This is a genomic window from Enterobacter mori LMG 25706, assembly GCF_000211415.1.
In the GTDB taxonomy this organism is placed as follows: domain Bacteria; phylum Pseudomonadota; class Gammaproteobacteria; order Enterobacterales; family Enterobacteriaceae; genus Enterobacter; species Enterobacter mori.
This window is the reverse complement of sequence record NZ_GL890774.1, coordinates 563,381-574,790: the sequence shown is the minus strand read 5'-3', so window position 1 is coordinate 574,790 and position 11,410 is coordinate 563,381. Positions and strand designations below refer to the sequence as shown.

Sequence of the window (11,410 nt, the reverse complement as noted above, 5' to 3'; positions counted from 1 at the left end):
GTTTAATTAGAATTAAACTGTGGTTGGCAATAATGTTACTATGTCTTGGCGCGACAGCTTGTGTTCCTGGCCCACCAGGCCCTCCTGGTCCCGGACCTGTACTTGCCCCACATATGTTGCCTTGATTTTTTAATATAATGATAGGTAGTGGCGTTACATTATGGATGTCACTACCTTGATTTTTGTAAAAATCTCACACCAGAAGTAATAATGCTTACTTTGGTAAGTGCTATTACCATCCGTAAAGTGCCATTGTTGATTTTCATTATTGCTATTTACTATCAAAAGGTAAATTGTTAATAAGCTTGTTATCGTTGCTGCTTTAACAATTACTGTTACTGGCTGTGCTCAGCAAACAGGGGTGGCTTTATTTGCCTATCGAAAACTCCCGGCTAGGCTGCTGAGGGATCCCCATAAATCAGCGCTAATAAATCAGCACCAACTTCGGTAGGTTCTGGCGAGGTGATTAAGAACGGTGCTCAACACCGTTCGTTTTAAAATTAGCGGGGAGTGTCGAAGGACATTCTCCGCTAATGTCAGATATGAGATAGAGGGGGAGTGTAAAAGTATCCTTCAGCTGGTGCTTGATATTTATAAGCAGTTTGGATTTGAAGAGGTCGCAATCAAGTTATCCACCCGTCCTGAAAAGCGCATGGGAAGCGACGCCGACTGGGATCGGCTGGAAAACGCGCTCTCAGCCTCTCTGGAGGCGCAGGGGTTACAATGGTCGGTAAATCCCGGTGAAGGTGCCTTCTATGTCCCTAAACTGGAGTTTGTGTTACGTCATAAAGAGGAAAAAATTCTTTAGAACAATAATCATTCCAATTTTGGGAAGGGATTTGAGCCGCTATCATGGATGAAAAACTATCTGGAAGCCTTTTAATTTGTTGTTGTATTCTCTCAATCCATTCCATTTTAGAAAAGATCTGGGAAATTTCCCCGAATACAGATACAGATACAGATACAGATACAGATACAGTAATGCCATAGTTAATGGCATATATTCCAATAATTGGTTTGTGTATTTTCAGGGAATTCGCGAGTAATCTCTGGATAAGAACGTGCTCATATCCAATTAACTTTTTGTCAATAATTTGATGTGTGGCATAGAGATACTTTCCCTCAGTGCTAAGCATTAACCCTAGGCCATCAAGAAAAGATTTTTTGTCAAGAAAACAGAGTCGAGATAGCAACGAGTCTTCGATAGGTTTTAGTATTGATTTTTCATTTGATAATTTTATTTTTCTCATTATAAAAGGAGGCTGAAAGTATATTGAAAGAGATATGGAGCCATGTAATGCATTGCGATATATGTCGCTATCTTTTATTTTTTCTTTCATTGTTTTGTTTGCAAGTTTAACCGCTTCTTGTATAGTCATCCAGTCTGGTGTTGTATCGTATTCACCGTATTTATTATTTTAATTGGCATGAGAAATCTCCTTCATGAAATAAGATTTTCTATTTCGCCATTATTTTCAGATGATTATTCAATGTATCCTGATGAATGTAGGGTATGTATCGTTTTTGTTGGACCGGCGAGCATTTATATTTTGGAATAAGCATGAGAACATGATACTCAGCGCAACTCTGACTACAGAACCTCACGATCTTGGCATCGGTGCGATGCCCAAACCCAGGTTTGCAATTCGGTACGATGCAGCAACATTCAGCTTCTTTTGACCGCTGACCTGCTGTAGGCGATAGCACGGAATGACAATCCAGGTCTTGCTTAGTCATCTTAGTTAACATAAAATGACCGCCTAGTCACTCATTTAAAGAGGCAGTTATGGCTCGACCTTTGAGCGAAGTAAAACGTAACGCGATCCTGGATGCAGCCCTTGAAGCTGTTTCAGAATTGGGCCTCTCCGCGCCAACCGCCAAAATCGCCCGAATGGCTGGAATTGGGGACGGGACATTGTTTGTTTATTTCTCAACGAAAGAGCACCTTTTCAATCAGCTCTATCTTTGTATCAAGAGCGAATTTAGAGATATGGTCTCTATAGATTTAACTGGTTCGGTGGAGAGCGAACTCAGGCATTTTTGGCATGCCTATATTGATTGGGGAATGACTTCCCCCAAAAAATATAGGGTTGCGCGGTATCTCAACTCTTGGGACAAGCTGCTGGATGAAACCAGAGTGGCTTCATGGGAGATGTTTGAGGATTTTAGATATATCGTGCGTGCTGGCATTGTACAAAATGTAGTACGCCCACAGCCTGAAGAGTTTATAGGACAACTAATCGACTCAATCGCCGATATGGTCATCAATCATTGCCAGGATAGCCCCCAGGAAGCCCCTGTGTGGCGCAGATTAGGGTGGCAAGCCTTTTGGCAAGCGGTGCGCGCCTGACCCGTCGGGATGGGCCGCTGAATAATCATTTCTTTTATCTGTAAACAGGTGAGTCTATGTCCGATATTATCCTTCATCATTTTGATGCTTCGCCGTTTGCGAAAAAGCTGCGTCTAATCTTTGGCTTAAAGCGCCTGGAATGGCAGTCAGTAGAAGCAGAGCTGATTATGCCTAAACCCAGGCTTACCGCGTTGACCGGTGGATATCGTAAAACCCCGGTAATGCAAATAGGAGCAGATATATATTGTGATTCTCGCCTTATTGCAGTTGAGCTTGAAAGACGTTTCCCGACACCAACTATTTTCCCCGGAGGAAACCGAGGGCTTGCAATTGCTCTTTCATCCTGGAGTGACCGCGACCTACACATTGCCAGTTCGGGCTTGTCGATAGGTAATAATATTCATCAGTTCCCTGAGAATTTGATGCGGGATCGAAAAGCCTATTTCGGTGATTTTATGCCGGTCGACCAGCTGGAGCAGGATATTCCACATTTGACCACGCAGTTGCGTGCACATGTAGATTTGGTCGAACAACAGCTCTCCGATGGCAGACATTTCTTGCTTGGAGACGAACCTGGTTTAGTCGATTTTCAAGCTTATGTGGAAATTGAAACGGTACTGGCTCACGTACCAAGCGTGGGGCCTGTATTAGCGGCATTTTTCAATCTTAATGGATGGCTTAATAGGGTTCAGTCCATCGGGAGTGGCAAACGTACTGAGATTACATCAGATGAAGCGCACGAAATCGCACGTATCTCAATGCCGGATCCGCAGCGAAGAGTTGATCGCACAGATGCCCTTGACTTGGTTGAGGGGGATACAGTAACTGTCACTCCAGACGACTATGGCCGTGAACCGGTGACGGGACGTTTGGCTATCCTCACAACACATGAAGTAGCCATTGAACGGGATGACGCGATTGTTGGAACGGTGGTTGTTCACTTCCCTCGCATAGGTTTTCGGGTTTCCCAAATTAATTAACAGCTATAGATTATAACTCTATGGATATGGCTAGTTTTTGATTTTTTTAATATGTAAAATCACACAAAATGCCGATTTTTCTACTCGGAATTTTGTGTATCCAATATTTAAATATTTTATATTCTCTCCAAATATACGGGGGGACGTAGACTTTTCTACACCTATCAAGATAATCGGACCACCACTGCATCATTTCGATTCTGGCTTCCAGATGCTCCGCTTTGTGCACATAGGCAGCCCGAACACCGTTGCGCTCTTTATGGCTCATCTGTCGCTCAATGGCATCCCTTGACCAGCGTCCGGACTCATTCAGGGCGCTACAGGCCATTGCCCTGAAACCGTGGCCGCAGACTTCGGTTTTGGTATTGTAGCCAATCACGCGTAGCGCCTTGTTGATGGTGTTTTCACTCATCGGCTTGTTCAGGGTATGTGCGCCCGGAAAAACGAAGACCGATTCACCGGAAATCGCCTGAATTTGTTTCAGCAGAGCCACCGCCTGTCGTGACAGCGGAGGGGCCAAAGGCCAGACGGCTTTCTTTACCATTGAGGCGATAGCGGAAATACCACAGCTTAGCGCTGCTGGTCGATACCACTAAGTACAGGCCTTGCGAGTCGGTGAGTTTGTATGATTTTGCGAGAGGTTTTGCTGAGCGGATTTTGCTGTCAGTTAACATGTGAGGGTCACTCCAGTTGTCGAACTGAATGACCCTCAATCTGACCCCAAATTCTCCGGATACGAAGGGATAAATCAAAACCTATCAGAAAGACTTTTTACGCCAACTTATTGAATTGCAAAACATAGGGATTCATAAACAAGCATAAAAAAGAATAGTGGTGCCCGGATAAGAGATCGATAACTGCTCTCCCATTTAAACCTCTTCAGGCTGGTGTTTTATGTATTCCTGTATCTTCGCCGTGTTCTTACCCAGTGTATCCATGTAGTAACTCCCAGACCTCCCTGTTTCTGTATTTGGACTTCAGATCACCAAACTGCTCATAAAAAGCATCAGTCTACTTTTCTCTTCAGATATCCTATAAAGCCCGACACTCTCATTTTCGGCGGGATCTCCACAAGCATGCGGATATAAACTGCGCAGCATTCCGCTTCCAGAATTCGTACGTTTTTCCACTCACATAACTTTCTCAGGATGCTACCTATTGACCTACGTTTCTCTCCATAGAACGCCTGTCTCCGGTATTTCAGAGCAAAAACTATGTGATATTTATAGTTCCATCGGGTGCACGCTAAGCTCTTTTTCCCCCCATAGGGAACCCTGTTGATTTCTTGTTTGACTCTTGCAATTGCCAAATCGCAAGGTATTTTAACAATTCATAAGGGGGGTGAATAACTGGCCCAAAGCTGAAAGCTTTACGGAACTCCCAGACTGGCAGGGAGTTTATAGGCAATAAAATCCGGGGTTGTTGCGCCGGATTTTATTTAAGTAATTTCACAACCTGTCATTCGAGGGGGACTGTTATGTTTCCACTTCCCCCAAATTATCTTAGATGTTTCGTTGACGAAGCTCACCTCGTTTCATGCGGTGACAACAAATCACCACATATGGGAGAAAAAGTTCCCTCAAAGTGCTCGAACTGTTCCTCGCAATTATTTAATCTGAATTAAAGGGATGGGAAAGGCCCGGCAATGACTGACTGGCGAAGCATTAACACCCCGGACATTAGTGGCAACGCTTCAACTTCCTTTCCTTCGAGTATTTGTGATAATTGCAAAACGTTCTGCCCATTTACGTTCCATCGGTCGTCTTGGCTTTGTTCCCAGCATGTTTAATATTAATGAACCGATTATTTTCGGCTCACCGGTGGTAATGAATCCGTTGTTATTTATCCCGTTTATCACCACGCCGTTAATTAACGCGGTAATAGCCTGGATTGCAACGCGTACCAATCTTATTAACCATGTGGTCTCGCTGGCTCCCTGGACTACTCCGGGGCCGGTAGGTGCGGCATGGTCAACCGGCTGGGACTGGCGAGCGGTGGTGCTGGTGGGGGGACTGATCGGCTTGTCCTCCCTGATTTACTATCCATTCTTCAAAATGTATGAGCGCCAGCTACTGGAACAAGAAGCTGAAATGGCAAATGAGCCCCCAAGGCAGAGGAGATGAAATAGTAGATATGCTGGAAATGGAGAGTACGATGATGGGAATTAATTATCTATACAGGAGAAGCCCGCTTTTCGGCGATCCAAGCTCTGCAGGATGCACGTAAACAGCTCTTGCCTGTCTGGAGCAGGCCAGCACTGCAGCGCGTAATGCGCGCAAGATTCAGACCACACTAATCGGTACTGATGAAGGCTGCGGTAAAATGCCAGTCATATTAATCTTTGTTCATGCCCAAGATCATCTGATTAATGCCATATTATGCCGCGAACTGGTGAAGGAATTTTTCTTGCTGCACCGAGAGGTGCAGGACTTAGTAAAACCCGGAAGTTGTCGGATGATTGTTAATCGCTCGCTCAAAAAGAAAGGATTATGTCTGACAAATTGCTAACTAATTTTTATGGGGTGGAGCAGTTGCTGCCCACCTGAATGAAGGTGGCTGGGATGAAGGAGGTAAAGGCCTGAGCATCATGGATATGTTTACCGAGGGCGCTCATGGTGTGGACCGCGAGATTACCGATGGTGTGATTGCGGGTAAGTAATAGCGCGGTTCTTCTGGGTCAGTTTATCATTTTATTTCCAGCCAGAAATAATTATTACGAATGAATGCCTGTAAGCAAACATACGTTGATTTATTTTATCTTTTATCTTCTTTAATAAAATCACAATGTTGTGAAGGATATCATTACCTGTATTTAGATAAGCTTCTATTCACCCTACCTGAAATATGAAGGAGTTCTGAACTATGCAAAATAAGATAAAAATTGTCACTATCGGCGGAGGTTCCAGTTATACGCCTGAACTGATTGAAGGTCTTATTCTTCGCAAGGATCAGTTGCCCATCGCCGAGTTGTGGCTGGTAGATATCAAAGAGGGCGTCGAAAAAATGGAAATTGTTGGCAACATGGCAAAACGAATGATTGCCGCTGCCAAACTGGACTGGCAGGTGCATCTAACGCTCGACAGAAAAGAAGCACTTAAAGGGGCTGACTACGTGACCACCCAGTTTAGAGTCGGCTTGCTGGATGCCAGGCTGAAGGATGAAGTCATTCCGCTGGCAAACGGTTTACTTGGGCAGGAGACCAATGGTGCAGGGGGCATTTTTAAGGCGTTTCGCACCATTCCGGTGATACTGGAAATTATTGAAGATATGCGTGCTCTCTGTCCGGATGCCTGGTTGGTCGATTTTACCAACCCCGCAGGAATGGTGACTGAAGCCGCAATTAAATATGGTAACTGGGAAAAAACCGTTGGTTTATGTAATGTACCCTTTGGTCATATCAACCAGGCATACGAGGTACTGGCAGCTAAAGAAGATGATCTCTGGTTTAAATTTGCCGGACTTAATCATTTTCACTGGCACAGGGTATGGGATCGGAAGGGTAATGAACTTACCTCAGAGCTGATTGATAAAATTTATGCACCTGAGAGTCTTCGCAATACAGATGAAGGACTAAAAAATATTCATCAGATCCCTTTTTATTACCAGCAGGTTAAACATTTGGGGATTCTGCCCTGCGGGTACCACCGCTATTATTATCTGCAGGAGCCGATGCTGCAACATGCGGTAGAAGGGTTCGATAGCTATGAGACTCGTGCGGAGGTGGTGAAAAAGACCGAGCAGCGCCTGTTTGAGTTGTATAAAGATGTAAACCTTAACTATAAGCCGGAAGAGTTGAGCTTACGTGGTGGGGCGCACTATAGCGATGCAGCCTGTGATCTGATTTCGTCGATTCAGAACAACACCGGTAAGTTGATGGTGGTCTCCACCCGTAATAATGGCGCGATAGCCGATCTGCCTTTTGACTGTATAGTCGAAGTAACGGCGGCAATTACCTCGCACGGACCGGAACCCTTACGCTGGGGCCAATTGCCACCAGCAGCGAGAGGCATGATTCAATTGATGAAAGCGATGGAAGAGACAGTGATTGAGGCAGCCGTCACTGGAGATTACGGTGCTGCATTACATGCGTTTACCATTAATCCACTAATCCCAGCAGGTGAGGCGGCGATCAGGGTACTGGACCAATTGCTGTATGCGCATAAAGCCTACTTACCGAAATTTGCCGGGATTATTGCAGAAATTGAACAGACGAAGCCTGAAGTAGTAAACAGTGTCGAGCAACTGTTGGACGATCGCAAAGTGCATGCATAATTCTGGAGTGTTGCCGTCCTGGTCAATGGACGGCTTTTTTGCTGATGGAATGAAGTAAGCGCCACAGCCGGCTTTCCTATTGCATCAGTTGAGCCGGGGTCGGAGAGATACCACGGAACCATTGCTAACTTAATGTTCTATATACAGGAACTCTGTTTTAGCTTACAAAATGGACTCAGGGAAGACTGGGCAGAACCCCCTGTTTTTTGCCCGGGTTAAAGCTGGAAATCAGCTGGCTGAGAGTTCCTATTATTGAAACGGGCTGTTCCCTGCCAGGATCTCATCTATCATGACCAGCACGCCGTAATTGTTGTTATCTGCAGTGGTATAAGTTGAAACGCGTTTGACCGCTTCAGTGGCGTTTGGCATAGCAAATGAGTATTTCGCGAATGTCAGCATTTCAATATCGTTTCCACTATCGCCGAACGCGACGACTTCCTCGCGACCCACATCCCACCGACTAAGTAACCGTTGAATACCACTTGCCTTATGAATGCCGGGAATGATCAAATCCAAAGAACCATGACCACTAGTCACCGGAGTCATTATAGCTTCAAGCTGAGTGCTCAAATCTTTTAAAAGGGCAGGGATTGCTTTATCATCTAGGCTCAGGGCATATTTAAAAATAACATCCTCAATCTGATCATAGCTATTCACAACTTTCAAACGGTGATAGTATTTTTTCATGTTTTGCAGAAATGACTCAGATACTCCCTTTTTAACCCAAGCACTTTTCAACCCGCAAACCACAAAGTTGATATCACCATAGCTTTCAAGTATGTGATTAATTTTTTTTGCGCTCCCATCTTTCAACTCTCCGTGAAATATTTCTTTTCCGGAATCAATAACTAGGGCGCCATTCTCTGCCACAAAGGCTATTTCATCTTGGATTCCTGGGAAAAATGATGCAAGTTGATAGTACTGATTACCGCTTGCTACCACGAACCGTATTCCCTGTTCTTTCATCCTACAGTACTGGTTCATAAAACGAGTCCTGTCATACTCACTATTGTTATCAAGAAAAGTTCCGTCCATGTCCGCTACTATGACCTTCACTCTCATTTTATTTCCTCAGGTAATGTCATGTTTAATATTAGATAGAGCATCGTTTTTCTCTTTCTGGTGCAATGCAGTTACACGGAGCCGATACTAGCATTACGGGTACAATCTGTATCCGCCCGGGCCAGATCCCGGGTTTTATAGATCCGTTTTCTGCACCGCTCTTTTTTTAGCGAACTGAAGAACGATTCGGCAACCGCATTGACGCTCCTGTGTCAAAAGCTAACGATTTGCATGTGCGAGGTCCGATAAAATCAGTGGATAGAGCTCACGGACGATATAGCGTTTTAGACATCTCAGGATCTCTTTGGTCGAACGGTTTTGCTCCGGTTCAGTTGCATAATGCGACCTACACGATTTTTACCGCAGGTTTCACCGATTTCATTCAGATCACCATGAATCCGGCGGTAACCATACACGCCACCACTCAGGGCATATGAGTCTCGGATGAGCGTCAGCAGGCGTTGATTGTCTATATCGCGTACCGAGACCGGGTTGTGCAGCCCCGCATAGAATCCGGCCTCAGTACCCGACACATCGTCATGACACTCCACACAGCGCGGTGTTCATTAATAAAGCGGTACTTCAGTCGGGCTCCCTTGCAAAGTACCGCGCGGCCTTTTTCAGGATATCCCGTTCTTCTTCCGTACGCTTCAGTTGCGCCCTGAGCTTCAGAATTTCGCTTTTTGCCTCCAGCAAATCCCGGGCATGCTGCTCATTGTTATCGGGCCTGATGGCCCGCAGCAATTTATAAAGGCTATGTGTAGAAACGCCCAGACGTCCGGATACTTCGGCAACGGAATAACCGCGCTCAGTAATTTGACGGACGGCTTCCTCTTTAATAGGGCAGGATCGTCTACCGGGATGGGGTCTGTCCAGTTAGCCTATCTTCGTCTGTGATCTTTCTGATTATTCTGGCCGGGTTGCCGGCAACAAGCATATTATCAGGTACGTCTCTGAGCACGACCGCGCCAGCACCAATTACGGTATTTGAACCAATCGTAACGCCAGGAAGGATGTTTACCCCAGCACCTATCCAGACATTATCTCCGATCGTTACCGGATGAGCATACTCAAGCCCTTTATTCCTGCGCTCGGCATCAAGGGGATGCCCTGCGGTATAAATTCCCACGTTTGGAGCGATAAAAACATTGTCTCCGATCTGTACTTTTGCGCCATCGAGAACAGTAAAGTTAACATTGGCATAGAAATTCTCACCTATTTCAATGTTATAGCCGTAATCGCAATAGAAAGGTCCTTCAATTGTGAAATTTTCACCATGCTTGCCAAGCAAACTATGAAGAATGTCCTCTCTTTTCTTCTTCTCTGTGAATGATGTGTGATTTAAGGTAAAGAGTTTCGATTTCGCCTCATCCCGTTTCTTCAGTAAATCATCGTCGTAATTTGCATCGTATAACATACCTGCTGCCGCTTTTTGTGCTTCGTTCATCTAAGAAATTCCGTGATCTAATTTAATTTAAAATGGGCTAACACATCCTGGTATCTTTGTCCTGCTTTGTTGCCGGAGTCATGAATGCCGCGAGAATAACTATCGCGAGAACCACAACCAGTGCCATTCGAAGCCCCATATGTTCACCGATGAACCCCAGTAATGGGGGCCCGACGAGGAAAGATATATATCCTGCGGTTGCCACCAGGCTGACCCGGCGGCTTGAATCCGGTCCGGAACCTCCAGCTGCAGAAATTGCGACCGGGAAACCTAGTGATGCTCCCATACCCCAGAAAAGAACTGACAACGCTGCCAGTGAAGGGTGAGGTGAAAAAATAGCTAGGGAAAGGCCTACGGCGCATGACAAAGTGCTTAGAAAAACGACTTTACCTCTTCCCAGGCGAGCAATGAAGTAGGCACCTGCAAATCTGCCTGCCGTCATCCCTGCTGCAAATCCGGCATAGATGAGGGAACCAGATGCTGGCGCGAAGCCGTGTCCGTCCACCATAAGCAAGGGTAACCAGTCATTGGCGGCACCTTCTGCCAGCGCCATCGCCATGATAATCATGCCAATCATGAGTAGGCGCTTATCCCGCAAGAGGTGGGTCGATTTATTCTTATGGTTACGACCTGATGAAGAGTAGCCTGACGGCGCCCGACCAAAACCTGAAGTTAGTCCCTTCGCTGCGAAGATAACAGCCGGTATGGACAGCATTGCAATCAGCCAGAGATGGTATTGAACCGGAAAATGCCAGGCAGTCAGTTGGATGCCTATAATCGCTCCGATAAGAGTGCCTGCACTAAAGCAACCGTGTAAACCTGCCAGAACCGGCTTGCCGATTTTTTCTTCAACGTCAGCACCTTCAATGTTGATTGCTATTTCGGATAAGCCCATACCTGCACCAAATAAAAATAAACCAAAACTGACCAGAAGAGCATGGCTTATATACGTTCCCAGACCTACAGTGAAAAGTCCGAGCACCAGGATGGAAACACCAACGGCAGAGACCCAACGGGTCCCAAACTTCCCGACCAGGTAGTTAGAACTCAGAAGGCCAGCCATTGAGCCGGAAGAAAGCCCAAACAGGATCCACCCCATATCCGAAGTAGAAGCAGACAGCTGATCACGAATAGCCGGAGTACGTGTTACCCATGAAGCCATTGAAACGCCTATCACTAGAAAAAACGCAAAAAGCGCTCGGCGTCGTACTAACGGTGAATGCGTTTTTATTGTCTGATCCATAACTCTTCCGACTCTTTAGAATGAAAAAGAAAGCTTTTATATGCACGATTGTACAT

General features: G+C 45.6%; 9 protein-coding genes and 6 pseudogenes. 6 read left to right on the top strand and 9 right to left on the bottom strand.

What is annotated here, in order from left to right:
- Window positions 1-424: 424 nt before the first annotated feature.
- Window positions 425-549: pseudogene (locus tag ENTMO_RS26915) on the bottom strand (IS4 family transposase); the annotation flags it as partial.
- Window positions 550-761: 212 nt separating this feature from the next.
- On the bottom strand, window positions 762-1,379 hold the full coding sequence (locus ENTMO_RS26080) for a hypothetical protein (protein ID WP_157133704.1): 618 nt from the start codon (window positions 1,377-1,379) through the stop codon (window positions 762-764).
- A 407-nt stretch (window positions 1,380-1,786) separates the two neighbouring features.
- Here ENTMO_RS26080 and ENTMO_RS23790 point away from each other — a divergent pair, with 407 nt between their 5' ends.
- Together ENTMO_RS23790 and ENTMO_RS0104585 are read left to right on the top strand one after the other, a co-directional pair.
- Window positions 1,787-2,350, top strand: a complete 564-nt coding sequence (locus ENTMO_RS23790; protein WP_010427659.1) for a TetR/AcrR family transcriptional regulator — start codon at window positions 1,787-1,789, stop codon at window positions 2,348-2,350.
- A gap of 56 nt (window positions 2,351-2,406) precedes the next feature.
- Window positions 2,407-3,330, top strand: a complete 924-nt coding sequence (locus tag ENTMO_RS0104585) for a glutathione S-transferase family protein (RefSeq protein WP_010427658.1) — start codon at window positions 2,407-2,409, stop codon at window positions 3,328-3,330.
- Window positions 3,331-3,376: 46 nt separating this feature from the next.
- On the opposite strand, the pseudogene ENTMO_RS25705 reads toward ENTMO_RS0104585, so the two are convergent.
- From ENTMO_RS25705 to tnpA, 3 genes and pseudogenes are all read right to left on the bottom strand, one after another.
- Window positions 3,377-3,841 (bottom strand): annotated as a pseudogene (locus ENTMO_RS25705) (tyrosine-type recombinase/integrase); the annotation flags it as partial.
- Window positions 3,786-4,004, bottom strand: a complete 219-nt coding sequence (locus tag ENTMO_RS26910; protein WP_071985403.1) for an Arm DNA-binding domain-containing protein — start codon at window positions 4,002-4,004, stop codon at window positions 3,786-3,788. The pseudogene ENTMO_RS25705 and the gene ENTMO_RS26910, both read right to left, overlap by 56 nt.
- 195 nt (window positions 4,005-4,199) lie before the next feature.
- Window positions 4,200-4,612, bottom strand: a pseudogene (tnpA, locus tag ENTMO_RS25040) (IS200/IS605 family transposase).
- A gap of 448 nt (window positions 4,613-5,060) precedes the next feature.
- On the opposite strand from tnpA, the pseudogene ENTMO_RS0104575 reads away from it, so the two are divergent.
- From ENTMO_RS0104575 to ENTMO_RS0104570, 4 genes and pseudogenes are all read left to right on the top strand, one after another.
- Window positions 5,061-5,453 (top strand): annotated as a pseudogene (locus ENTMO_RS0104575) (PTS transporter subunit EIIC); the annotation flags it as partial.
- Window positions 5,454-5,571: 118 nt separating this feature from the next.
- Entirely contained in the window at window positions 5,572-5,838 is a 267-nt protein-coding gene (locus ENTMO_RS25700; RefSeq protein WP_410779683.1) for a PTS lactose/cellobiose transporter subunit IIA, read from the top strand.
- A 34-nt stretch (window positions 5,839-5,872) separates the two neighbouring features.
- A pseudogene (locus ENTMO_RS26905) lies at window positions 5,873-5,986 on the top strand (hypothetical protein); the annotation flags it as partial.
- 206 nt (window positions 5,987-6,192) lie between these two features.
- Complete coding sequence (locus tag ENTMO_RS0104570; protein WP_010427648.1) at window positions 6,193-7,602, top strand: 6-phospho-beta-glucosidase; 1,410 nt, start codon at window positions 6,193-6,195, stop codon at window positions 7,600-7,602.
- A gap of 249 nt (window positions 7,603-7,851) precedes the next feature.
- On the opposite strand, the gene ENTMO_RS0104565 is transcribed toward ENTMO_RS0104570, so the two are convergent.
- The 4 genes and pseudogenes from ENTMO_RS0104565 to ENTMO_RS0104550 form a co-directional block, all read right to left on the bottom strand.
- On the bottom strand, window positions 7,852-8,664 hold the full coding sequence (locus ENTMO_RS0104565; RefSeq protein WP_010427646.1) for a Cof-type HAD-IIB family hydrolase: 813 nt from the start codon (window positions 8,662-8,664) through the stop codon (window positions 7,852-7,854).
- Window positions 8,665-8,972: 308 nt separating this feature from the next.
- Window positions 8,973-9,504 (bottom strand): annotated as a pseudogene (locus tag ENTMO_RS25695) (IS3 family transposase); the annotation flags it as partial.
- A 13-nt stretch (window positions 9,505-9,517) separates the two neighbouring features.
- Complete coding sequence (locus ENTMO_RS0104555) at window positions 9,518-10,111, bottom strand: sugar O-acetyltransferase (protein WP_010427642.1); 594 nt, start codon at window positions 10,109-10,111, stop codon at window positions 9,518-9,520.
- A 37-nt stretch (window positions 10,112-10,148) separates the two neighbouring features.
- Window positions 10,149-11,354: an MFS transporter gene (locus ENTMO_RS0104550; protein WP_010427641.1), complete on the bottom strand. Its 1,206-nt coding sequence runs from the start codon at window positions 11,352-11,354 to the stop codon at window positions 10,149-10,151.
- Window positions 11,355-11,410 lie beyond the last annotated feature (56 nt).

Bases quoted from the DNA above. Each gene is read 5' to 3' on its own strand.
- ENTMO_RS26080 (WP_157133704.1), bottom strand. From the start codon at position 1,379: ATGACTATACAAGAAGCGGTTAAACTTGCAAACAAAACAATGAAAGAA.
- ENTMO_RS23790 (WP_010427659.1), top strand. From the start codon at position 1,787: ATGGCTCGACCTTTGAGCGAAGTAAAACGTAACGCGATCCTGGATGCA.
- ENTMO_RS0104585 (WP_010427658.1), top strand. From the start codon at position 2,407: ATGTCCGATATTATCCTTCATCATTTTGATGCTTCGCCGTTTGCGAAA.
- ENTMO_RS26910 (WP_071985403.1), bottom strand. From the start codon at position 4,004: ATGTTAACTGACAGCAAAATCCGCTCAGCAAAACCTCTCGCAAAATCA.
- ENTMO_RS0104570 (WP_010427648.1), top strand. From the start codon at position 6,193: ATGCAAAATAAGATAAAAATTGTCACTATCGGCGGAGGTTCCAGTTAT.
- ENTMO_RS0104565 (WP_010427646.1), bottom strand. From the start codon at position 8,664: ATGAGAGTGAAGGTCATAGTAGCGGACATGGACGGAACTTTTCTTGAT.
- ENTMO_RS0104555 (WP_010427642.1), bottom strand. From the start codon at position 10,111: ATGAACGAAGCACAAAAAGCGGCAGCAGGTATGTTATACGATGCAAAT.
- ENTMO_RS0104550 (WP_010427641.1), bottom strand. From the start codon at position 11,354: ATGGATCAGACAATAAAAACGCATTCACCGTTAGTACGACGCCGAGCG.